This is a genomic window from Chthoniobacter sp., assembly GCF_040003245.1.
GTDB lineage: Bacteria > Verrucomicrobiota > Verrucomicrobiia > Chthoniobacterales > Chthoniobacteraceae > Chthoniobacter.
The window spans coordinates 14991-36951 of record NZ_JBDUCX010000033.1 but is presented as its reverse complement, the minus strand read 5'-3'; the positions used below and the strand labels follow the sequence as shown (position 1 = coordinate 36951).

At 56.8% G+C, this 21961-nt stretch carries 22 protein-coding genes; 9 read left to right on the top strand and 13 right to left on the bottom strand.

The window, feature by feature from the left end; genetic code table 11:
- Positions 1–714 (top strand): hypothetical protein (locus tag ABJF10_RS06605; protein ID WP_348543740.1); only part of this gene is annotated, 714 nt, incomplete at its 5' end.
- Positions 715–738: 24 nt separating this feature from the next.
- On the opposite strand, the gene ABJF10_RS06600 is transcribed toward ABJF10_RS06605, so the two are convergent.
- Together ABJF10_RS06600 and ABJF10_RS06595 are read right to left on the bottom strand one after the other, a co-directional pair.
- The gene (locus ABJF10_RS06600; RefSeq protein WP_348543739.1) at positions 739–1182 is read right to left on the bottom strand and encodes a hypothetical protein; all 444 of its coding nucleotides are present in this window, start codon (positions 1180–1182) and stop codon (positions 739–741) included.
- A 15-nt stretch (positions 1183–1197) separates the two neighbouring features.
- Positions 1198–1581: a hypothetical protein gene (locus ABJF10_RS06595; protein WP_348543738.1), complete on the bottom strand. Its 384-nt coding sequence runs from the start codon at positions 1579–1581 to the stop codon at positions 1198–1200.
- Between the two features lie 98 nt (positions 1582–1679).
- On the opposite strand from ABJF10_RS06595, the gene ABJF10_RS06590 reads away from it, so the two are divergent.
- Positions 1680–4304 carry a protein kinase gene (locus tag ABJF10_RS06590; RefSeq protein ID WP_348543737.1) on the top strand — a complete coding sequence of 875 codons (2625 nt, stop codon included), beginning with the start codon at positions 1680–1682 and terminating at the stop codon, positions 4302–4304.
- Positions 4305–5097: 793 nt separating this feature from the next.
- Here the strand turns inward: ABJF10_RS06590 and ABJF10_RS06585 are convergent.
- The 7 genes from ABJF10_RS06585 to ABJF10_RS06555 all read right to left on the bottom strand — a co-directional run bounded on the left by ABJF10_RS06585 (position 5098) and on the right by ABJF10_RS06555 (position 10915).
- On the bottom strand, positions 5098–6969 hold the full coding sequence (locus tag ABJF10_RS06585; protein ID WP_348543736.1) for a hypothetical protein: 1872 nt from the start codon (positions 6967–6969) through the stop codon (positions 5098–5100).
- Between the two features lie 104 nt (positions 6970–7073).
- A complete protein-coding gene (locus tag ABJF10_RS06580) occupies positions 7074–7505 on the bottom strand; it encodes a helix-turn-helix transcriptional regulator (RefSeq protein WP_348543735.1) in 432 nt (143 codons plus the stop codon).
- Between the two features lie 334 nt (positions 7506–7839).
- The gene (locus ABJF10_RS06575; protein WP_348543734.1) at positions 7840–8172 is read right to left on the bottom strand and encodes a hypothetical protein; all 333 of its coding nucleotides are present in this window, start codon (positions 8170–8172) and stop codon (positions 7840–7842) included.
- Positions 8173–8617: 445 nt separating this feature from the next.
- The gene (locus tag ABJF10_RS06570; RefSeq protein ID WP_348543733.1) at positions 8618–9223 is read right to left on the bottom strand and encodes a hypothetical protein; all 606 of its coding nucleotides are present in this window, start codon (positions 9221–9223) and stop codon (positions 8618–8620) included.
- A gap of 255 nt (positions 9224–9478) precedes the next feature.
- Positions 9479–10048, bottom strand: a complete 570-nt coding sequence (locus ABJF10_RS06565; RefSeq protein WP_348543732.1) for a hypothetical protein — start codon at positions 10046–10048, stop codon at positions 9479–9481.
- A 95-nt stretch (positions 10049–10143) separates the two neighbouring features.
- Positions 10144–10371 carry a hypothetical protein gene (locus ABJF10_RS06560; protein WP_348543731.1) on the bottom strand — a complete coding sequence of 76 codons (228 nt, stop codon included), beginning with the start codon at positions 10369–10371 and terminating at the stop codon, positions 10144–10146.
- Positions 10372–10489: 118 nt separating this feature from the next.
- Positions 10490–10915, bottom strand: coding sequence for a hypothetical protein (locus tag ABJF10_RS06555; protein WP_348543730.1), 426 nt, complete (start codon positions 10913–10915; stop codon positions 10490–10492).
- 924 nt (positions 10916–11839) lie between these two features.
- Here ABJF10_RS06555 and ABJF10_RS06550 point away from each other — a divergent pair.
- The 5 genes from ABJF10_RS06550 (at position 11840) to ABJF10_RS06530 (ending at position 17049) form a co-directional block, all read left to right on the top strand.
- Positions 11840–12028, top strand: coding sequence for a hypothetical protein (locus ABJF10_RS06550; RefSeq protein WP_348543729.1), 189 nt, complete (start codon positions 11840–11842; stop codon positions 12026–12028).
- A gap of 228 nt (positions 12029–12256) precedes the next feature.
- Positions 12257–14221, top strand: a complete 1965-nt coding sequence (locus ABJF10_RS06545) for a DUF3604 domain-containing protein (RefSeq protein WP_348543728.1) — start codon at positions 12257–12259, stop codon at positions 14219–14221.
- Positions 14222–14240: 19 nt separating this feature from the next.
- Positions 14241–15098: a peptidylprolyl isomerase gene (locus tag ABJF10_RS06540; protein ID WP_348543727.1), complete on the top strand. Its 858-nt coding sequence runs from the start codon at positions 14241–14243 to the stop codon at positions 15096–15098.
- Entirely contained in the window at positions 15095–16129 is a 1035-nt protein-coding gene (locus tag ABJF10_RS06535) for a HupE/UreJ family protein (RefSeq protein ID WP_348543726.1), read from the top strand. Before ABJF10_RS06540 ends, ABJF10_RS06535 begins: the two co-directional genes overlap by 4 nt.
- Before the next feature lie 278 nt (positions 16130–16407).
- Positions 16408–17049 (top strand): PAS domain S-box protein, encoded by a 642-nt coding sequence (locus tag ABJF10_RS06530; protein WP_348543725.1) that lies wholly within the window; start codon positions 16408–16410, stop codon positions 17047–17049.
- 34 nt (positions 17050–17083) lie between these two features.
- On the opposite strand, the gene ABJF10_RS06525 is transcribed toward ABJF10_RS06530, so the two are convergent.
- Positions 17084–17842 carry a hypothetical protein gene (locus tag ABJF10_RS06525; protein ID WP_348543724.1) on the bottom strand — a complete coding sequence of 253 codons (759 nt, stop codon included), beginning with the start codon at positions 17840–17842 and terminating at the stop codon, positions 17084–17086.
- Between the two features lie 17 nt (positions 17843–17859).
- Positions 17860–18852, bottom strand: coding sequence for a hypothetical protein (locus tag ABJF10_RS06520; RefSeq protein WP_348543723.1), 993 nt, complete (start codon positions 18850–18852; stop codon positions 17860–17862).
- A gap of 110 nt (positions 18853–18962) precedes the next feature.
- Between ABJF10_RS06520 and ABJF10_RS06515 the strand changes: the two genes are divergently transcribed.
- Together ABJF10_RS06515 and ABJF10_RS06510 are read left to right on the top strand one after the other, a co-directional pair.
- Positions 18963–19946, top strand: coding sequence for a zinc-dependent alcohol dehydrogenase family protein (locus ABJF10_RS06515; protein WP_348543722.1), 984 nt, complete (start codon positions 18963–18965; stop codon positions 19944–19946).
- Positions 19947–19961: 15 nt separating this feature from the next.
- Positions 19962–20780, top strand: coding sequence for a hypothetical protein (locus tag ABJF10_RS06510; protein WP_348543721.1), 819 nt, complete (start codon positions 19962–19964; stop codon positions 20778–20780).
- On the opposite strand, the gene ABJF10_RS06505 is transcribed toward ABJF10_RS06510, so the two are convergent.
- On the bottom strand, positions 20764–21204 hold the full coding sequence (locus ABJF10_RS06505) for a hypothetical protein (RefSeq protein ID WP_348543720.1): 441 nt from the start codon (positions 21202–21204) through the stop codon (positions 20764–20766). The genes ABJF10_RS06510 and ABJF10_RS06505 overlap by 17 nt on opposite strands.
- Before the next feature lie 73 nt (positions 21205–21277).
- Positions 21278–21460 carry a hypothetical protein gene (locus ABJF10_RS06500; protein ID WP_348543719.1) on the bottom strand — a complete coding sequence of 61 codons (183 nt, stop codon included), beginning with the start codon at positions 21458–21460 and terminating at the stop codon, positions 21278–21280.
- Between the last annotated feature and the right edge of the window lie 501 nt (positions 21461–21961).

Genomic DNA, 21961 nt, shown 5'->3' with positions numbered 1-21961 from the left:
TTTACCGCGGGGACTTCGCTAACTTTTTGCAGAAAGGATGAAATATCCGGGTTAATAGCGGCGATCCCGGCGGTTGGGACGTTTATGGATATCTTGTCCATCAAGGGGCAGATCGTGATTTTGGTCGTTGCCGTTGCTGGGATTGTTCTCGTTACCGAGATTTCAAAACTGTTGGTGAAGTCAGCGGACCGGAAGATCGTTTACCTCTGGCGCTTCGCCGATGCCGTGGAGCGCGACCTTTTTAATCACCGAACCATTTTGGTCGGCTATGGGCAGCTTTACTTTCTCGATCGTCGTGGGATTCACGTTGTCGTGTATAGCCGACGTGACCGGCAGCGAATCAAATCAGTAGAACCTCCGCTGGATCAGTGGCATGATGTGGATTGGAAGACAACCGTTCTTAAGTGGATCGGAGACGCACATGTGGTCGTCATCAACGTTACGGATATTGCGGACGCCGAGTGGGTCGGTTGGGAAATCGTGCAATGTGCGCGCCTTGCTGAGCCTCCTGTCGTAACGCTTTTCGCAAGCCTTCTTTGGCTTATCGAAACGAGCGACCCCGCTCGCGAAGTTCGCCGAGCAATTATGAAGCACGTATCCGAGGACGAAGCAGACCAGATCATGAAACTGCTTCCAAGGCCGGTTCCCTACTTCAATGATCTCAGCGTGGGAATGACCAGTTGGCTTTTTTTCCGAACGCTTCGCGCCGCCTGATCTCAAGACATTTCAACTTTATGTTCATAACGCGGCATCACACGATTGCGCGTCGACAATCGGGGGCGCGAGTTTGATGAACAACTTGGTGTCAGGTTCTGCCGAAAGTGAGAGCCAGGCAAGTGCGTCATCCATCTCTCGAAAGATTGTGATGCCGTGCTCTCCTTCAAGTTCTCGATATGTTTCGAACATACGCCCTAGTCCAAAGTGCTCGTCAGAGGACACGACCAGCGCACGCTTGGAGTTTCCACGAAAAATGTTTCGAGTGGCCAGCATTCTCACGTCTTCATCGGAGAACGCGGCATTCGTGACCTGCCGGAAATCAAATAGCTGATCCATCTCGGGGCGAAAGTCGGGATGCCCGCGCAGGCGGTCCATGTGGCCGAGGATATCGGTCCGGCTACACGTTCCAATCGCCTTGGAAAAGACGATGCCACGAACGGAGTCGATGAAGAAATCAGCGGGCATGCGCTTCTGTGCTGACTACTTCAGCAGCGTGACAGTCGGCCACGCTCCCTTGCCACCCAGCTTCAGCAATTGAGGATTTGCTTCGGCCAGCACCTTGATGTTGTGCAGTTGCAGTCCCTCCTTGCGGATGTTCAGAGTCTTGTTGGGCGCATCAGTCAGCATTTCCTTCAATTCCTGTAATGGGATGTTCTTACCTGGGCTGGATGATGCGGCAGAACGAGACTTCTTACCTTCAACTGGTTTGCCGGTGAGCTTAGCCAGTTCGGCATCCACCGTGGCCAATTCAAGGCTGAGGCTGTTGCGCTTCTCCATCAATTCTTGAATCGCGGCTTGTTCGAGGGAGGCGAGTTCGGCTTTGAGTTGATTGAGACGTTCGAGTGAAGAGGTAGGTGTGGGCATGTGAGGCGGGGACATTAGGGTGCGTTTGATACTCGTCAAACGAGTATTGTGTTCGCTGGAGTTGCGGTTTGCCGACGCTTTGTCCAACCTCGACCTCCATGCATGTCCCCCAGACCGAGGTGATCTTGAAGCACGGCAGCGATGTGTTGGCGCATGTGACGCTGCCGCCTGGTGATTACGTGATTGGTCGTAGTGCGGAAGTGGAGATTCATGCGGAGACGCCACTCGTTTCCCGGCGACATGCGAAGCTCACCATCGAATACGATCAACTCTTCATCCAGGATCTTGGCAGCAGCAATGGCACCTTCGTGAGCGATCAACCGGTGAAGGAGATCACCCGTCTCTTCCCCAATCAGAGCATTCGTCTCGGTCCCGACATTACCTTGGAAGTTCGGCGGCACCGCACATCGAGTGAACCAGATCTAAGCCTGGCACCAAAACAGGCGGCAATTCGTCGCTACCTGCCTGAGGATCTCCTGACGGATAAACGCTACGCTATTGGCAGACAGATCGCACAAGGTGGCATGGGAGCCATTCTTGACGCCAAGCAGATGGCCACACAGCGCACCGTGGCCATGAAGGTGATGCTCGGGTCGGCTGACGAAGGTGATGTGCTGCGATTCATTGAGGAAGCCCAGGTGACGGCGCAACTGGAACACCCGAATATCGTCCCTGTCCACGAGTTGGGTGTGGATGAACAAGACCAGGTGTTCTACACGATGAAGATGGTCCGAGGGATCACGCTCAAGAAGGTGCTGGATCTACTGGCCCAGGGAATCCCGGAGACCGTGAAGAAGTATCCCTTACCGGCGCTGCTGACCATTTTCCAGAAAGTCTGTGACGCCGTGGCTTTTGCCCACAGTCGTGGTGTCATCCATCGGGATTTGAAACCAGAGAACATCATGCTTGGAGACTTCGGCAGTGTGCTGGTCATGGATTGGGGATTGGCCAAGATCGTCCGGAAGAATGGCGATCCAACAGCCGCTGTTTCAATCGTTCATTCGGCCCGTGCTGCCGAGTCCAATTTGGGAAGCACCATGACCGGGACGATCATGGGCACACCGCAGTATATGTCGCCTGAACAAGCCCGCGGTGAGGTGGAAGACCTCGACCACCGAAGCGACATCTATGCTCTGGGAACAATCCTCTACCAAATTCTTGCTTTCCGTCCGCCTGTCACGGGTCGCACCGCTGCTGAAATTGTGAGCAAAGTCGGAGAAGGCCGCGTTGAACCACTCACCGGGCCAAAAGATCGTGAGCTTCCCGGTTCACTTGCATCCGTGGTCCACAAGGCAATGGCTCTCGAACGTAGACAACGGTATTTGTCTGTAGAGGAGCTCCAGCGCGACCTTACCGCCTATCAAAACGGCTTCGCAACCAGCGCGGAAAATGCTAGCGCTTGGAAACAATTCCAGCTCATGTTGAAACGCAATAAGGCCGCGTCAATCGGCATAGTGGCGGTGTTGGTAGTAGGCATAGGCTTCGGGGCAAAAGCGGTCCTCGAAGGCCGTCGAGCGGAAAGTGCGCTTACCAATTTGAAGAGAACCGCTCCCACGATGCTCGCCCTTGCTCAGAGCGAAGCTGGATTTCAGCATTTCGACAGCGCCTTGGAGAAGGCAGATTCTGCTCTTACCCTCGACCCCGAATTGCTGCCCGCTTACTGGCAACGTGCATGGATTCTCATCGGGCAAGAGAAGTGGAGTGTTGCTGCAAATGCCATTCGCCTTGCGCAGCAGAAAGACCCTGCCCACGCATCGCTTGCTTCAATCCTTCCCACTGTCGAGGAATTCGTAACCACCACGGAGCAAGAGCGCTGGGTGCCCAAACGGATGGAGCAGCTCATCCAACATCTTCAGAGAGTGGGAGCCGCTGGAGAACTTGCAGCACTATCCGGCAAGCTCCAACTTGGAGCCGAGGTAAAGCGAAAGTTAGTGAGCGAACGGATAAAGAACTGGCTCGGTCCAGCCGTGGTCAATGCACATGTGGACGTAACGGTAACCGGTTTGATTTCCGTCCGGCTCCCTAATATAGACACGCTGGAACCGTTGCACGGACTGCCAATTGATGAACTCGACGCTCCTACCGGCAGTTTTACGAGCCTCGCTCCACTGCGCGGAATGCACCTGTCTAAACTCGTAATTTACGAAGCCAAAGTCACTGACCTTTCGCCACTCCAGGGCATGCCGCTGCGTGAATTTTACATTAGCGACTCAAAGCTTATTGATCTATCGCCCCTACGGGGAGCACCGTTGGAAAGGATTTTTTGTGCATACACCGAAGTGGTCGACTTCTCGCCGCTTAGTGCAGCCCCGCTTCGTGATGTAAGCATTAGCGGGACACGCATCACCAGTCTGGCTGCTTTGGCCAACTTGCCCTTGGAAGTTTTGTCAGCCGCAAGTAATCGAATCTCCGATCTTTCACCACTACATGGAAAAAAGCTCCGCCGCTTGCTCGTCTCAGGTAATCAAATTGCCGATCTCTCTCCATTAAGTGATGCGCCCATCGAAGAACTGGAAATATATAAAAATCGCATTACAGATTACACTCCGTTACTTAAGATGTCCAAGCTGGAAAAGCTTCGTGTTAGCCCCGACGGAAAGCACCTCGAACCTCTTCGCCATCATCTGACACTAAAGTTCATCGCCTATTACGACAGTCCCTATCTGCCTGTGGCCGATTTCTGGAAAGAATACGACGCACAGCACCTGACAGAGAAGAAGTGAGTCTCAGATGCCCTTTCCCGCGCCTACAAGCCCGCCAGAATCGTCGGAGAGCACGAACAGGGAAATGACCGTCTAAATGCGTTTTTAGAAGAAGTCGGCAGGCGTATGGACGTTCACAGCCTCCAGAGTCCCCTGCAATACCCAATAGCGATAGATCGGCACGCGGTAGTTCACCAATTCTGATAGCCCTTGAAGTGAAAGACCATGATCGCCTGCGAACCTCTTCACGCTCCCACCCAAAATGGCAGTTTCACCCGTTCGCATGTTCGTCAACCGGGTCATAAATCGTTCCCGGTGCTTCTTAGCCCGCTTGCTTGTGCTGCACCAACCTCTCAGCCGTGCCCGAGAGCCACAGGCCAATGAGCGGGCCATGCTGTAGGGAAAGTTGTGCTTTGATGCGAATTCACGGATCGTTTTCGTTTTGATGATCTCGCCTTGAGGGGAGATGAATCTATACATCGGCCAACAGTTGAATCACGTAGCGCGGCTGTCCGTCGTCCCATTGACCAGGTTCCAGACGTTCGACCGTGACGGAATCACACGAGCTACCGGCAATAGGCGCCAGTATCTTGTCTAGCCGCTGAAGATCATCCTCTCCGTCGGCTCCTGGGATGCGCAGCTTCTCGAGGAAACAAATGGCTGCAATGACGCCAGGGTAAAGTGGCGAGTTGTTGTTTGGGCGTCTTCTGTGGATGACGGTGGCGAGTTGGTGTAGGAAAGTCATCCAACTACAATACTTAATACACCTTAATAAAGCGAGCTAAATGATATGCGCGTCATGCTATTGTGGCAGCTAGACATAGTTCAACTGCACGAGCCGGCTGTTCGGGATCTTGCCCAGATAGGAGTAGTCGATCGAGTTGAACGGTTCTTCAATCTCGCCCGTGAAGGCGATTTTGCCGTCGATCATCTCAGGTCGCATGAACATCTGAAAAATGATCTGTGGGAGGTATTGCAGAAGGGCCTTTGCAGTCTTCACCCGACGTAGAAAGCGTAGACAGTCATACTTGCCCTTCTTTGCACTCCAATCACCTAGGCGCATCCAATTGTGCTCTGGATTTAGGTTTTGATGAATTTGCTCAAAGAAGTCCTCCGGCAAACGTGGGTTGTCAGTGAGGAAATGCCGCAATTGCTCCATGTCCCTTTTGGTGTATTTGAAACCAACACAACGCCAAAAGAGGGTGACTTGTTCAATTCGTTCCTTCAGCCATTGTTTCCGGGTGCGACAAAGTGGTTGTAGCCTCCTTGACGGAATGAAATCATAAGGCAGATCAAAATCGGTGCGGCTGACATCATCATAAGGCAATTCTGATGGTTTTACCTTGATCACTTTCGGCTTCACGCCGGAAGTGCTGAGTTGATCATTCCTGAACTTCTGAAGCAGTTGTTCACCAAATGACTTCAAATACCTTAATCCTTCAGACGAGGGTGTAATAGGTAGTTCACGAATCCGGACAGGCGGAGCCTCGGCCGGGTTCGTTATATTACCCTTGCAAGATGAATTACTATATTCATTACTATATGGCCAGAGTAAATTGGTCACTTCTGCGGCACAGGTGTTCACTTCTGCGGCATTGCTGGTTACTTCTGCGGCACGACGTTGACGTGTTTTTGGAACGTCAGAAGATCGCACAAATGAGTCCGCCATCGTGTAAAACGATTTGTCCTCTGGATGACGAACTAAGCCGTTTGGAGATTTACGTAGATCCGTCAAGGCTCGGCTGATGGTGTCTTCGTGAAATGGAAGGTGTTTACTCAGCTCCCGTGGACTGAGACTGCCATAGGAATTGCCGGCATCATCGGTCTTTGGAAATGCGAAATGGTCCAACTGGTAATAGAGATTTTGCATCAGAACAGCGCCGATGACCTTACATTGAACAGCTCGCTCCATTGTGAAGCCTATCAATTTGTCCTTCGCCTGCAATTTCTTCAGGTAGTCGTCCACGTGGAAGTAGAACTTTTCCCGATTACGAACGATCTGGAAGCGTCCCTTTAAGGCAACCTCAGCACGGTTTAGAGCCGAGTGAATCTGACTGCGGGTAAAATACGGGTGATCTGCCAACAGTTCGTTCAGACTACGAAAGCTGTGACGCTTTCCATTGATCATTGTCTGGGCGTAGTTGTTGTTCTGCCACAAGAGGAGCCCGTAGATGAGAACGGCCGCGGTGACATCCGGCTGCTTGGGGTTGATTCTCTTGGCGAGTTCCGGTGAGAAGAGACGCCAGGAGACTTGCCCAGCGCCTTCATCGACTCTGGTAGATTCGGGGAGTCGAACGACAATCTCCGGCACAGGATCAATCATCTGAACTCCGTCGATATCGGTTACCGTGTAGGAAACTCCTCGAATCGCCCGGCGAAAGACGATCTTACGATTGCGCCGTTCGTTCTCTAGCATGAAAAGGAAGTTGGCTTCGTGGGCAAGCAGTTTGGGAGGCTCTTCTTTGCGGCAAGTGTCGAGAGGATCGAATTGGATGGTGCTGTCAACACAGTCCGCGGGGAGGTTCGCAACAATGATTCTTCGCGTGAGTTGTTTCGATGTCTGTCTATCGAAGCCACTGCCGGAAACACCATTCTTGTTGGCGCTTGCGGCAATTGCCTCGCATTTATTTACTTTAGATGGTCGAATAGGATCGACAATCCCGTCTGTTTCTTCTATACTGTTCATTCATAGTTCTGTTGGCAAACCCACTGGCATCCGCAGTGGGTTTTGCTTTTTCTGTTTAGTAGGCCATCCACATAACGTGGAGGATACAGGCCAAATTTTTTTTGTTATCGCTGGGAAATGTTGATCTCGATTAATGCCGATCTACCGTCTTTGAGAAACACGGCGGCGTGAGGATTCAATCCATCTTGCAACTTCGGATGACGCACGCACCGGTTGACCATCTCAGGGGCTATACCGGATTGTTGCAGTTCATGCGCTACCAGGTTCAATACTTCGGCCGGGTAACCTTTGTATTCATCGAGCACCTTTTCTTTGGCATTGTTGATCGCCAAGTAAACGAACTCTTCCAAAGGGGCACCAGTGAGCCCAAGAGCAGTTCCAATCTTGCGTGCGTTGTTCTCACCGATTGTTCTGCTTCCTGCCTGTAGTCCACAAATCAATGACTCCGGAACAGTGGCCTTTACGGCCAACTGTTTCGTAGTCAAATTGAGTCTTGTTCTCAGGGTGTGGAGTCTGTCTCCGAATTCTTCTCTCATAAGTCTATAGTAACTATATCAAGCTTTCGTGCCATTGACCAGTATAATAGTTAATATGTATTAACATCCTTAGTGGACATCGGGCTCTTGATACTCGGACAGATCAAACTCGTGCTGCGTCAAGTATTGGCCGAAAGGGAGTGGAAGGATTACTCCCTCCACCTCCCCTCTGACCTGTAGGAGACAAAAGCCAGCCTGCTTCCCTTGTTCATCGATAATCTCGTGAATCCCGGATACATACCCCGGGCTGATCCGAATCACATCACCTGGGGCATAGCCCAGATGATGCAATTCTTTTACCGTGATAGACCGTGGCTGCTTGGAACGCTTGGCCTTATCGGAGTTCCTGCTCATTATCTCTATTTAACTCCTGATTCCACTTCTCAGCCGTCTGTTCGATTTGGACCCAACCTATTCTTTCCCACTCGTTAAATTCCGCATCAGGTAGTTCAGCGGTATGGATATAGAGTTGACAAGGGTCGCGATATATTAGACAGAAGTTTTCAAAACGACCTTCTGGATTTAAAAAGTCCGGTAACGTTCCTAAAAGAGTGCGCGAATCGATTTCGCGCACAGGATAGAAAAGTTCACGAACAACCGCTCTTGGTGTATATGCTACTTTTCCGCGTGTGTCTATTGGCGGTGGTAAATTCTGCTTATTTCTCATATGTTTCTGCGAGCCGCCGAAGAATCCATCCAGACACGACCTTGTCTATAGGCTTCCAATGAAGCAGGGTCACAGCACTTAATTTGTTGGTGCTGTCCTTTAAGAGCGATGTGCTCTGAATTCAGTATACCGGTTGGCCGGTCCACTGAATTCAAGTCACGGGACTCTTTGGGATATGTTGGATGAAGATCGTTTCGGGTTAGCTCATGTTATAGTGCGCCGGCTAATTCCTGCGCACGGGAACTTCGCACAAAAACGGAGATTGTCAAGCGGTATTAACTATCAAGATGTAGATTTATGCGAGCAAAGGAGTTAACCTGATGGTATCATCGACAATCATGCCATATTTAAGCGCGCCCTCGTCACGTTGGCAAATATCGTCTATTGGAACTTGCCGTCACCCCATCCGCCTGCACGACCGTGTCGTAAAGCAAATCCCGGCCATTCAGTGACCTTTATCCGATACAAGCGTCTCTGTTATCGGATGCAATTGGACAAGGCACTCCATTTCGGAACTCAATATGAGCACCCGAGCAAATGAGCCCAAACCAATAAACGGGGATACCGCGTGCTCAGCAAGTAAGCGTTCATGAAACGGAGTGCTCGGATCGGAAAAGGAAAGCCGCCCTATGTCATGATAGACGATAAGGCAAGTTCCCTTCGGGTATCTCTTGTGTGCTTTTTCAGTAATTTGCTTTCGCAATGGTTCCCATGGCGATTGTAGCGGTGGCCCCACGACGTAATATGCAGATCGTCTTCCCTGTTCAACTTCCTTGTAGTGGGCGTGACGTTTGTAATCCGGGGGGAGCACTTCGACAATCTCGATAGGAGCCCACACACACCCATCGGCGTGATACGCTCGAAAATCCGGGGCCTCGCTCTCCTCGGCAAGGGTTGGAAAATCACGACCCGCATGAAGCAGCAGTTGCCGCACGGCTCCGAGGACATACCACTCGCGGGATTTCTTGTGTTCTCTCGAAAAGAAGGCTGCACCGCCAATTTGATCAAGGATTTGTCTGACTCGAATATATTCGGTCTCGATGTCGTGCATCTCGCCCGAATACTAGAGCCGCAATGGTTTTGCACGACGATAGACCGTCGATGATCTTGCCCACGGTGCCGTAGCTCATGGTGGGAATGGACCAATAGGCGCCGACGCATACGGCAAAAAAGCAAAGCATCCGACGTGGATACCTTGCTTGGAAAGGTGCAGGCCGAGGGATCGGACCCAAGAAGGCGGGTTTTGGTTTAGTTGTTTTTTGAGGATGGGCTTTTTGATATGCCAGCAATGACGGCAATTCGTCACTCATTCGGGGGCTTCTTCCACGGCCTCATCAGCGGGTATCGCAGCCGGTAGTCTTTCTTCGGGACCGGTGGCAAAAATGCTAAGCACCTTGTTCACTTCAACGAGAAGTAGACGCCTCACTTCGAGGAGATCTCGTAGAATTGTGTCGCCATCGCTTTGGAAATTAAAGTACAGTTCGAAGGTAGAACTATTCCATGTGGAATCGATTCCGCTGAAATAGATAACCGGCGGGTCGGTGTGGACGGCAATGCGGTGAGCGGCGAGATTCAAGAGGGCGGCGTAAGTGTATGGGTAACGAAGGTTGGCAACAATATCGTTGGGCCAATGGTGTTCGAGCGTTAGTACAGTGACTTTGCAATACAGGCGCTCAGGGACGGTGTGGCGCCGGAGTACAACGTTGCATTGAGGCAACCCTGGAAGGGAAAAGCGGAGTTCGTGGTTCAGGATTTGCAGATTGATACGGCGCAACAATGTGTGCTCGATTTCGACCCACCTTTGCCTTTTCGGGATTTTTATCAGCTTTTCCAGAGGCTGGATATTGACGGCGGCGGCGTTGAGGTTGTCGGTCATAATGTGTGGAGATAAATGGTTGATTGGAAATGGATGTATTTTTTGGGATTGGCGGGTGCGGGATGGGTGTGGAACTACCTGCTTCAAAAGGTCTGTTATTTCTGGCCCACCGCTTTGTGTTCAAACTTGGCGATGGCCTCCTGGACCTTGGACCATTCAAAACGAATTGTTCTGTGGCCGAGCTTGAGAAACGGAATCATCCGTTTCTTCATCATTTCCTCCACCATTCGCTCTGAGGGAAGATTCAGCCGGATCTTGAGTTGCTTCTTTGTCAGCAAGTCGGTCGGGATGTTCGGTGCGAGATTTGTATTGAGAGAACTCACAAGAAAGAACCTATTTGATGGTTGGTAAGTTCCCCGGCACAAAGGGCTGCCACCTTCCGCGATGGCAGCCCGAATCTTCACTGAGCCCATATGTCAGCGAAGGCTTGTGCGGTGGGGCCTATTTGCTTGTCAGGGCGAGGACCTTTTGGGTGCCTTCCTTGGATTCCTTGATCTTGCCTTCTTTGATCAACGCTTCCTTGGCGACGCGCAGTTCGGGCACGTCGGGAAAGACCCGGGCGAACTTCCCGAGTGACAGGCCATTCTCGTATTTTCCGAGGATATCAAGGATTCCGACTTTGTAGTCGTCGTCGGCATTGATCTCGTCTGCCTCGTCGTGGGCGAGCAACAGGCGGAACCTGCTTTCGTTCACCTTTGCCATTGCTTCTGCTTGAACCTCTCTGAGAAGTTCCTTCGGTGTCTTGTTCGTATCACTCATTTTGTCTGCCGCCACCACTCGGTTCTTGTTTATAGGTTTAGCCGCGGCGTCCCGAGAGGAGACGGCAATTTGAAGGAGCAGCCGCGACAGTTGAATCCTGTATGGCATGCGCGAACACGCGAAGTGAGCGATGTCCAATGACATTGCCCGTAAGCGGTATCACCAAAACCAAAACAGTGCATGACGCACCAGCCACCCCGTTATCGGAGGTGCCGATGCTATGGTTTTTGTTTTGGCTCGCCGATTCTCGACCCCGGGGCGCCCGAAAGCGCCTCAGGACCTGAATTGGCCGGTGGAAATCCACCCGCTGGGAGCGACACCTTACCAAAGGTGCGCTCGATAATTGTTACGATTGGGGACTGTTACTCAATTTTTGGGGTCGCGCAAAACTTTTTCCACAATGTTTTCAGCGCGCGAACGCCACCACTTTTTCAGCCTCGGCGCTCGGCACAATTGCCCAGTAGCGCGCCGCGTCCTTTGGTTCCACGACTTCACGGTAGTGCTCGAAGGTCGAGGAGCAGGGGAGGGCTGCATAGTAAATTCACGAAGTCAGATCTTTGTAGCAGGAGCCCAAGAATTAGCGACGATTTAGCGAAATTCCGAGGTACCAGTGTAAAATTGCAGACTCAAAATCTTGTACACGCAAGTGTGTGTGGGTTCGACCCCCTCCGCCGGCACTTTTAGGATTTCGCCGGCTGGCGCCTGGAAGACAAATGGTGCCGTCTCTAATTACCGCAAGGTGGCGTCTTGATCGAGCGGCTCGGCGCACGCCAGGTCGTCCAGCAAAGTGACGAACTCCCGAAGATGAGGTCAGAGCCGCGAGCAATCCTTGTGCGCATCGCCCGAGAGGCAGTCTCGTGATGTCATCCGCCGCATTGGGACGACGTTCGATTACTTTGCGAAAGGAAAACTGAGGGTTGTAGAAGGCGTAAATAAGCTTTCGCAAGTTCTCGACCCAGGCGCTGCTCTGGAGCTCGTGAATACGCGTAGAGTGGAGCGACGGATTGGCATTGAGATTGCTCTGAAATCGACATGCACGATCTTCACGTTGCGACCATCAAGTTTCTCAATCCGCTGTTGAAACTGAAACAGCTGCAAGTGGCGAGAGCTGCCCACACCGCTGAATTTGCGACACTCAATGAGGAATTCGAGAACCTCCGCAAGCGGCTCTGTCTGGAAATCGAGTACGCGATGCAGGCGGATGGTGACAGCAGCCGTTAGGCGTTAAGGAGGGCCGTCACCGCGCTCCGGGGCGGCTCGACGGCGGATGCCCGCCAAAGCGGAAAGGCATGGCGACGACAGCGCGGTTTCCTTGTGGGTTCGTTTGTCGTCTCAAGACACATAAAAGGGCTGGACGGCAGGCGGAGCGGCGGCTGGACTTCGGTCACAAGTTTGGGGGCGCTTCTCAATCACGAATTCGCTACCTGAAATCGCACCGGACCAGTCGCTATGAACCGAATTCTTCTGTCTACGTTTCCCCTCACCGCTTTCAGTCTCGCACTGCTCGCGGTCATCGTTGCACCGGCCTTCGCTGCTGACGAAGCCGTCACCGACATCGGCACGCTCGACAAGGAGAGTGCCGGCAAAACCTTTCCCTCGAAGCCACCCTATTCGCCCTACGCCGGGCGTAATTTCCCGACGCGCCCCTACTTCGGCGACACGCACACGCACACGTCATTCTCGATGGATGCGGGCGCCTTTGGCTGCCGGCTCGGGCCGCGCGATGCCTTTCGCTTTGGCAAGGGGCAGGAGGTCATGGCGTCCAGCGGGCAGTCGGTGAAGCTGTCGCGTCCGCTCGACTTCATCGTGGTGACCGATCACTCGGATGGCTTCGGCTTCTTTCCGATGCTGCTGGCCGGCGACCCACGGATCATGGCCGACCCGCAAGGGCGAGCGTGGAGCGAGATGATCCATTCCGGCAAGGGTGCGCAGGCCGCCATCGAGATCGTCGTGAATTTTGGCAAGGGCACGATCTCGAAGGCGATCCTGCCGGTGCCAGGCACCGCGACCTATCGCTCCGCGTGGCTGGAAACCATCGCCGCCGCCGATGAGGCGAACGAGCCGGGCAAGTTCACCGCCTTCATCGGCTTTGAATGGACCTCGAACACCGGTGGAAACAACCTGCATCGCAATATCATCTTCCGCGAAAACGGGGAGAAGGCGCGTCGCGTCGAGCCGTTCGTGACGATGAAGCCCTACGGCAACGACAATCCGCGCGACTTGTGGAAATGGATGGCGGCTTGCGAGGAAAAGACCGACAGCGAAATCCTCGCCCTGGCGCACAACGGCAATCTCAGCAATGGGCGCATGTTTCCGATCATCGAATCGTTTACCGGCAAGAGGATCGACCGCGAGTACGCCGAAGGCCGGATGAAATGGGAGCCGCTCTACGAGGCGACGCAGATCAAGGGCGACGGTGAAACCCATCCGTTCCTCTCGCCGAACGATGAGTTCGCGAACTTCGAGCGCTGGGACAAAGGCAACCTCGATCTCACCGTGTTGAAGAAGCCGGAGATGCTGGAATTCGAATACGCGCGCTCCGCGCTGAAGAACGGGCTCAAGATGGAAGCGGAGTTGGGCGTGAATCCCTACAAGTTCGGCATGGTGGGGAGCACCGACGCGCACACCGCCCTCGCGGCGGTGGAGGAGGACAATTTTTTCGGCAAGACCTCGAGTTCCGAACCGGGCGCGGACCGGGCGGCGCATCCCTTTGTGAAATCGGCCGATGGCAAAACCGTCATCATGGGCTGGGAGCAGACGGCCTCGGGCTATGCTGCGGTCTGGGCGACGGAGAACACGCGGGCGGCGATTTTCGATGCGATGAAGCGCAAGGAAGTCTACGCCACGACTGGTCCGCGCATGGTGGTGCGGCTCTTCGGTGGTTTCGATTTCGAGGCGAAAGACGCGCAGAACCGTCTGCCCGCCGCGATCGGCTACACCAAGGGCGTGCCGATGGGCGGGGACCTGCCGCCCGCACCCGCGGGCAAAGCGCCGACCTTCCTCGTCGCCGCGCTGAAAGATCCGATCGGCGCGAACCTCGATCGCTATCAAATTGTGAAGGGCTGGCTCGATGCCAAAGGGGAGACCCACGAAAAAGTCTATGATGTCGCCTGGTCCGGTAATCGTCGGGCGGGCGCGGATGGCAAGCTGCCGTCGGTAGGCAGCACCGTGGACGTCGAAAACGCCACCTGGACCAATACGATCGGCGCTCCCGAACTGATCTCCGTGTGGCAAGATCCGGAATTCGATCCCGCCCAGCGCGCCTTCTACTACGGCCGCGTGATCGAGATCCCCACCCCGCGCTGGACGGCCTACGACGCCAAATACTTCGGCGTGAAGATGCCGAAGGAAGTGCCGATGACCACGACGGAGCGCGCTTACACCTCGCCGATCTGGTACACGCCGGCGAAGTAATCACGCCGCCCGCGCGCGTATGAAAAAGCTCCTGCGTGAACCGCTGCTGCACTTCCTCGTGCTCGGTGCGGCGATCTTCTTCGCCTACCGCGCGATGTCGAAATCCACCGACGCCGCGCCGGGCCGGATCGTCGTCACGCCGGGACAGATTGAGCACCTTACCATCGGCTTCACCCGCACCTGGCAGCGTCCGCCATCTTCCGAGGAATTGGAGGGATTGATCCGCGACTATGTGCGCGAGGAGATCTGCTGTCGCGAAGCGGTGGCCATGGGCCTGGACAAGGATGACGCGGTGATCCGGCGGCGGCTCCAGCAGAAGGTGGAATTTATTTCCCAGGATTTGGCCGCGCAGGCCGAGCCGGGCGAGGCGGAACTGCGCGCCTACTGGCAGGCCCATGCGGATGCCTTTCGGGACGAGCGACGCTTCACGTTTCGCCAGGTCTATCTCAATCCGCAGCGGCACGGCGCGAACCTGACCGCTGACGGGGCCAGCTTGCTGGCGCAACTGAATCAACCCGGCGCGGATGCGGTGACGCTGGGCGACCAGACCTTGCTGGAGCATGAGTTGGCCCGTGCGACCGCGAGCGAAGTGGCAGCGCGGTTTGGAGAGAATTTTGCCACGAAGCTGGGCGGGTTGCGCACCGGTGCCTGGCAGGGGCCGATCGAATCCGGCTATGGCGCGCATTACGTCTTCGTGCAGGAAAGCACGGAAGGCCGCGTCCAGCCATTCGAGGAAGCGCGTGAGGCCGTGCGCCGGGAATGGGCCAATACACAGCGTTTGCGGGCGAACGAACAATTCTACACCGGTCTGCTCCAGCGTTATAACGTGACCGTGGAACGTCCATCCCCACCGCAGCTCGCGGAGGCGGCGCGATGAAACACGCGCGGCTCATCCTGTTGCTTTTGGTGGTGCTCACGGCCCGTGGCTTCGCCCACGAAGTGCGCCCCGCCTATCTCGAACTGCACCAGACCGGCGCGGATACCTACCGCGTCCTGTGGAAAGTGCCGGCGCGCGGCGATGACCAACGCCTCAGCCTGCACGTCGAATTCCCCGAGGGCACCGCCAAGGCGAGCGAGCCGCGCGTTTCCTTTGCGAACAATAGTGCCGCGGAGCGCCGGAGCGTGAAACGCGCCGGCAGTCTCACCGGCGGGACGATCCATATCGCCGGCCTGTCGGCGACGATGACCGATGTGCTCGTGCGCCTCGAGCGGCTCGACGGCACCACCCAAGTGACCCGGCTCACGCCGTCCGCGCCGTCCTTCGTGGTCGCCGCGGTGCCGCATCCGGCGGAGATCGTCCACACGTATCTCGTGCTCGGCATCGAGCATATCCTCACCGGCACGGACCATTTGCTGTTCATTTTCGGCTTGTTGCTGCTGGTGCGTGGCGGGGTGCGGCTGCTGAAGACGATCACTGCTTTTACCGTCGCGCATACCGTGACACTGACTCTCGCCACCCTCGGGTTCGTGCATGTCCCTCAGCCGGCGGTGGAGGCGGTGATTGCGCTGAGCATCGTCTTTGTCACCCTAGAGATCCTCCGGAGTCGCGAACGCCGGGAACATTTCCCCGATCGAGCGGCGAGCCTTGCCGAGCGGCAGCCGTGGCTGGTGGCGTTCACGTTTGGGCTTTTGCACGGGTTGGGTTTTGCGGGCGGGTTGGGCGAAGCAGGGCTGCCCCAAGGCCATATCCCGCTGGCCCTGTTGCTCTTCAGCATCGGCGTCGAGATCGGGCATTTCGCCTTCGTCGGCACGGTGCTTGGCACCTTGGCGATGGCTCGCAAGCTGGTGCTGGAAATCCGGCCTTCGTTCACGACAGGACTCCCGGCGAGGGTGGCCCGCGCCCTGCCTCCCTACGCCATCGGCAGTGTGGCCATGTTCTGGGTAATTCAACGGCTGGCGGCGTTTTAAACGGCGCCGTGCGAATGCCTTGCGTTTCATCCTCATGATCCGCTTTCCCCTCATTTTTGGCGTGATTTCGGTCATCTTTGCGACTCGCGCCGGACAGGAGGCCCGCCAGAGAGCCATCCCTCTGATCCAATGAAGAAAACCCACCCTGAAGCGAGGGTAAGGGTGCGGAAAGTACTCGCGCAATCGGGCTGCATTTGGTACGCGAACACCCCGGCTGCGATCGTTTGGCAGGGTAGCTGCTGCAATAGGCGCCCGCAACCGCGACTCTAAAACCACCCGTGACGACGACATCGCTTTTTGAGCATACATTCGATCACGCTGCCAACGGCATGGCCCTTCTTGCCGTCGACGGACGCATTTTGCGTGTCAACGCCTCACTCGCGACCCTGCTTGGCTACACGGCTGAAGAGCTTTTGGCGCTCGATTTCCAGCGCCTCACCCATCCCGATGATCTCGGTGCCGTTCTCGCCCATCTCGGCGAACTCATCCGCGGTGAAGTCGAGAGCTTCCAGCTCGAGAAGCGCTGCCAGCACAAGGAGGGGCACTATCTTTCCGTCTTCCATGTCATGACGCTCGCTCGCGAGATCGATAACCGGCCGCGCTTCTTTGTCGATCAGGTCATCGATATCACTCCGCTACGGCAGGCCGAGCAGCGGGCCCGGGCCGACGCCAATACCAAGCAGCGGCTCTACGAGGAGCTCTCCCGCACCAGCGCCGAAGTCCACCAGCTCCAGACCCAGCTCCTCACCGTTTGCGCGTGGACCAAGCGCATCCGCGCCGGCGAGGGCTGGCAGACGATTGAGGATTTCCTGACCACCCGGCTGCACCTGAAAGTCACCCACGGCATCAGCGACCAGGCCCGGGAGGAGTTTGTCTCCCATCTCGAGAAGGGCACCGCGCCGCCGAAGCCGGATCTTTAGAACGCGCCGCTAGTCCTCTCGTTCGTCGGCGGCGTTAATGTGCTCTCCTGGCCGCCCGCTGCGGAAAAACCAGGATGAAGACCACCATCAGAACGAGCAGGACCGCCGAGGCGGAATAGCGACTAAGGGCCAGCCCACCGTGATCGTGGGGCTTGTCCAGAAGGTCGCCAACCACGGCGCCGAGAGGGCGGGTGAGGATGAAGGCCGCCCAGAACAACACCGTGTGGGAAATCCTGGTCCAGTAATAGACTGCCGCAATCACCGCGAGCATTCCCCCGAAGAGAATGGCGCTGCCGCCATACCCCAATCCCGCATCATCTGCCACCCAATCACCGAGCGCAGTGCCCAAAGTCTGGGAGAACATGATCGTCACCCAATAGAATACTTCCGCTTTCGTCGAAGCCACGGTGTCGATGGCCACGGAGCCCAAAGTGCGGTGCCAAGTGAACAAGGACAGCATCAGCAAACCGAACAACGCCGCGCTGCCACCGGCATAGCCGATCCCGAGCGAGCGATCGAAGAAATCCGCGAGGGTCGTCCCGACGGTGGTCGTGGCGATGATGGTGACCCAATAGAGAAAGGGGTGAAAGCCATTGGCCCGGACCTGGGCGATCACCGCGACAATAAAGATGACGGCAAAAATCCCGGTGCTCACGAGATAACCGAGGTCCATGGACATCGACACGGCGTCACCGCCCGTCTCCCCCAAGGTGGTCGCCAGGATCTTGATGATCCAAAAGACGAGGGTGACGGCCGGGACTTTGCTGAGTGTGTCGCGATTTTCTGAGTTCATAAAGATGATGCGGGTGTCTACTTCACCGCCGCGAATGGGCGGACGTAGCTTGCGTCTCCCTTGGCGTAGGCGATCCAGACGGTGTGGGTCTTGGGATCGACGGCGATGCTGTGGCAACCTTCGCTGGAGGCGACCTCGCCGAGGGTCGTGAGGACTCCATTCTCGATGCCGACCACGGCGATTTTTCCGGTGCCGCTGGCGCAGTAAACCCGATGCGTTTCGGCATCGTAGGCGATCTGGTCGACGCGAGCCGGGATGTCGGTCGAGGAAAGGACGTGGCCGTCCTTTTGGCTCATCAGCACGAGTTTCCCATTGCCGCCCGCGACGAGGAAGGCGTCTTCCTTGGGCAGCATGGCCATGCCGTGAGGGGCTTGCGCGGGAGCGGTCGGCCAGGAGGCGGTGACTTTGTTTGCCGCCACGTCGATGACCGTGATGACGCTGCTCGATTTGAGGGCTTGAAACAAGCGCTGGCCCGTCGCGTCGAAGCCCAGATCCTCCGGAGCGTCGCTGGGCAGGGCCACCGTGGCGATCACCTTTTGCTTCGCGGGATCGACCACCCATAGTTCCTTGCCGTCATCGTGGCCGACGTAGACCGTGCCGGATCGGGCGTCGAAGGCGGAAAGGTCGGCTGGCCCTCCCAAGGAGACCTTTCCTACTTCCTCGAATTTTGTGGAGTCGAGCATGACCACTTGCGGAGGCTTGCTGACGGCCACGTAGTAACGGCCTCCCTGTTCATCGACGACCGCGGATTGCGCCACTCCGGTGGCCACGCTCTTGATGAGCGTGCGCTGATCGAGATCGAAGACGTCGAGCGACGCATTTCCCGGATGGGCGGCCAGGAGCCTGCGCTTTGCTGCATCGACGGTCAGGAAATCGAATTTTCCGTGTGTTCCGGAAAGAACCACGGGTTCGCCGGGAGTGAGCAGGTCAGCCGCTTTGCCGGGGCTGGTGGAGAAGCCGGGAAACAAAGCGCAGAAGGCGAACAGACGCAGGGCAGGGAGGAGCTTCACGAGGCGGGGAGTATTCTTTGGAACGTCAACGACCGCAAAGGGAAACCTGTCGGCAACGAAGAACGCCAGTTCGTTGGCGACGGTCGGAATCGGTGGCAATATATAGGTTCATGCGCGCGATGATATTCGAAACCCCGGGGCAACCGCTGGCCTTGCGGGATGTGCCCGTGCCGCAGCCCGGCGCCGGCCAGGTGCTGCTCCGCGTGCGCGCTTGCGCCGTGTGCCGCACGGACCTGCATGTCATCGATGGGGAGCTGCCCAACCCGAAGCTCCCGTTGATTCCCGGCCATGAAATTGTCGGCCGTGTCGAACTGCTCGGCGAAGGCGTCACCGGGTTGCGCGTCGGCGCCCGGGTAGGCGTGCCGTGGCTGGGCTGGACGTGTGGCGAGTGCGATTTCTGCCGGTCCGGGCGGGAGAATCTTTGCGATTTCGCGCGTTTCACCGGCTACACGATTGATGGGGGTTATGCGGAGTACACCGTGGCGGACGCGCGCTTCTGCCTCGCGGTGCCGGAGAGCTTCGACGACGTCTCTTGTGCACCGCTGCTTTGCGCGGGCTTGATCGGCTATCGGTCGTTGCGCAAGGCGGGCGACGCGCAGCGGATCGGGCTCTATGGCTTCGGCGCCGCTGCGCACATCGTGGCGCAGGTCGCGCATTTCGAGGGTCGCGAGGTGTATGCTTTCACCCGCCAGGGAGATTCCACCGCGCAGGAATTCGCCCGTGGCCTCGGAGCCACATGGGCCGGAAGCTCCGATGAAGCGCCGCCGGCCCCGCTGGATGCGGCTATCATCTTCGCTCCCGCGGGCGCGCTCGTGCCCGCGGCCTTGCGCGCTGTCCGCAAGGGCGGGACCGTCGTTTGCGGAGGCATTCACATGAGCGATATCCCGTCGTTTCCGTATCGTGATCTCTGGCAGGAACGGTCGATCTGTTCGGTGGCCAATCTCACGCGGGATGACGGTCACGAATTCCTGGAGATCGCGCCGCAAGTGCCGGTGCACACGACGACGGAGCCCTTTCTCCTCGAGGCGGCGAATGAAGCGCTCTCCCGGCTGCGTTCCGGCCAGCTCACGGGTGCGGCCGTTCTGGTGCCGTGAGATAAGGTGACCCTCATGGATGCCGCCGATATCAATCCTTCGCCGATCCCAAAAAATGGCGAAAGCCAAGCGCACCGCGATTTGAAGCGGCTGGCGTTGCTGTGGGCGCAGACGCACGGTTTTCGCGTCGCGGCGGCGGAGGTCTCGCTGCCGAATCATCGCGTGCGGATGGATGTGGCGGCCTACCAGCCACAGCGCGTGCGCGAGGTGCGGCGCGATGAGCGCACACGCCGGGAGCGGCTCGCCTGGAAAACTACGATTGGCGCCACGGCGATCTTCGAGTGCAAGGCCTCGGCTACGGATTTCATTCGCGATGCCCGCTCGATGAAGGCCACCGTCGAGCGGCTGCAGGTGCTCCACGAGAAAAGGGAACGGGCCGAGCAGGAACTCAAGATTCACTACCCATCCATCCGCAACGGCGACTCGCTCTTTCAGGAATACGAGACGCTGAATTTCGAGCGCCCGGGCTACGAGCGCTACGAGAAGATCCTGCGCAAAATCCGGCAGCTCAGCGACCGGCTGCACGGCAACACGAAGTTCGACCGCCTGACGAAATATGGTGCGGCGAACCTCTTCTACGTCGTCGCCGAACCGGCGGCGGTCTGCCCGCATGTGCTGCCCTGCGGCTGGGGCTTGCTGGAGCGTGTGGGCGATGAGTTGGTGTTGCAGGTGAAGCCGCATTGGCACGAGGTTTCGGAGGAGGATCGACTGGCTTTCTTTCAGCGCATCGCGCTGGCCGCCACGCGCGCCGTCAACCGCGAGCACGGCGCGGCCTTCGTTCCTGAGGGCAGAGTATTGCGTGAAGTGGCGCGTGCGGTTACAGACCGCCGCTGACCACTTCCGCGCGCGTTGCCACGTTGCCCTGAAAGTAGACGGTCGTCCGGGTCGTCGGCTGGTCGTTGGGCGCGTGGTTTTCCTCTTCGGCGAGCGAGTGCCGGCTGCGATTGTCCTGCCGGTTGAACGTCGCATCGTTGGCCATCGTCAGGTTCATCGCGCTCAGCTTCTTCACCACGTAGACCCAGGCGTCCTGTCCATCGACCTTCGTGTACTGCGTCGGCTCCTGGTGCATCGCGAGCTGGATCTGCTCGCGCGTCATCCCGGCCACGGCATCGCCATCGGGGATCTTGCCCGTGTTCAAGATCTCCAATTGCTTCGCCGAAAGCTCCGGGTGTTGCTGCGCGTAGGTCTGGGCGGGCGACGCGCACCCGGCAAGGGCGAGGGTGGCGGCGAGGAGCAGAGAGGAGATCGTGAGATTCATGGGCAAGGTGAGAGAATGGTTCGCGCGAAATGTCGCGCGGGTCCATCGATTGGCAATGCGAATGCCAGCTCCATCACTGCGGGGGAATGATCGGCGGTTCCGGCGGCGGCGGTGGAGGCGGATCGGGTGGCGGGATATAGACCGGGCCGGATTGGTCCGGGCGGGTGAAGAAATCCGAGCAGCCCGAGAAAGCCATGGCCAGACCGAGCACGGCGCACGGTAGCAGCAGCCTCGCGGAGAGCTTCGAGATTCTCATTGGACGAAGATATCGCATCGGGTCGGATGTGTTAGTGGGAGATTTTCGCAGCCTTGATTGCCTTGATTTACCTTGATTTGCCTTAAGTCTCTCTGGCCGGCGGATTGCCGGATGGGGACGGACCGGAGGCGATTCGCCGGGCGCGCTTTTATCGAATGTTCCACAAAAGATCTCCCGGATTGGGTCGAAAATAACCGAGTGGGATCGGGTGGGATTTCCTCTGATGCGCGGCGGTGGGATCGCACTGGGATACGAGCGTCGCTCCCGCCCGGAATCCGGCGTGGAACAGCGTCATGCCGCAGAGTTTGACCGAAAAAAAAGGCACGATTAGGCACGATTGGACACGACCAGGCGCGATTCACTCTGGAGTAGAGGCATGGAACGACCTCGGACATGACATGTCCGCAAACCGGCGTCCCGAGGGCACGCCATCCCATGATTTGAAAAGTATCCATGTGCATTGTCTGAAATCCTGTCTCGCCCACCAAACCAGCTCGCCGT

Excerpts from the sequence above, each read along its gene's own strand:
- ABJF10_RS06570 (WP_348543733.1), bottom strand. The coding sequence starts at position 9,223 with ATGCACGACATCGAGACCGAATATATTCGAGTCAGACAAATCCTTGAT.
- ABJF10_RS06590 (WP_348543737.1), top strand. The coding sequence starts at position 1,680 with ATGCATGTCCCCCAGACCGAGGTGATCTTGAAGCACGGCAGCGATGTG.
- ABJF10_RS06505 (WP_348543720.1), bottom strand. The coding sequence starts at position 21,204 with ATGAATCTCACGATCTCCTCTCTGCTCCTCGCCGCCACCCTCGCCCTT.
- ABJF10_RS06525 (WP_348543724.1), bottom strand. The coding sequence starts at position 17,842 with ATGAACTCAGAAAATCGCGACACACTCAGCAAAGTCCCGGCCGTCACC.
- ABJF10_RS06600 (WP_348543739.1), bottom strand. The coding sequence starts at position 1,182 with ATGCCCGCTGATTTCTTCATCGACTCCGTTCGTGGCATCGTCTTTTCC.
- ABJF10_RS06595 (WP_348543738.1), bottom strand. The coding sequence starts at position 1,581 with ATGCCCACACCTACCTCTTCACTCGAACGTCTCAATCAACTCAAAGCC.
- ABJF10_RS06535 (WP_348543726.1), top strand. The coding sequence starts at position 15,095 with ATGAAACACGCGCGGCTCATCCTGTTGCTTTTGGTGGTGCTCACGGCC.
- ABJF10_RS06500 (WP_348543719.1), bottom strand. The coding sequence starts at position 21,460 with ATGAGAATCTCGAAGCTCTCCGCGAGGCTGCTGCTACCGTGCGCCGTG.
- ABJF10_RS06580 (WP_348543735.1), bottom strand. The coding sequence starts at position 7,505 with ATGAGAGAAGAATTCGGAGACAGACTCCACACCCTGAGAACAAGACTC.
- ABJF10_RS06575 (WP_348543734.1), bottom strand. The coding sequence starts at position 8,172 with ATGAGAAATAAGCAGAATTTACCACCGCCAATAGACACACGCGGAAAA.
- ABJF10_RS06540 (WP_348543727.1), top strand. The coding sequence starts at position 14,241 with ATGAAAAAGCTCCTGCGTGAACCGCTGCTGCACTTCCTCGTGCTCGGT.
- ABJF10_RS06550 (WP_348543729.1), top strand. The coding sequence starts at position 11,840 with ATGCACGATCTTCACGTTGCGACCATCAAGTTTCTCAATCCGCTGTTG.
- ABJF10_RS06545 (WP_348543728.1), top strand. The coding sequence starts at position 12,257 with ATGAACCGAATTCTTCTGTCTACGTTTCCCCTCACCGCTTTCAGTCTC.
- ABJF10_RS06555 (WP_348543730.1), bottom strand. The coding sequence starts at position 10,915 with ATGCCATACAGGATTCAACTGTCGCGGCTGCTCCTTCAAATTGCCGTC.
- ABJF10_RS06565 (WP_348543732.1), bottom strand. The coding sequence starts at position 10,048 with ATGACCGACAACCTCAACGCCGCCGCCGTCAATATCCAGCCTCTGGAA.
- ABJF10_RS06510 (WP_348543721.1), top strand. The coding sequence starts at position 19,962 with ATGGATGCCGCCGATATCAATCCTTCGCCGATCCCAAAAAATGGCGAA.
- ABJF10_RS06515 (WP_348543722.1), top strand. The coding sequence starts at position 18,963 with ATGCGCGCGATGATATTCGAAACCCCGGGGCAACCGCTGGCCTTGCGG.
- ABJF10_RS06585 (WP_348543736.1), bottom strand. The coding sequence starts at position 6,969 with ATGAACAGTATAGAAGAAACAGACGGGATTGTCGATCCTATTCGACCA.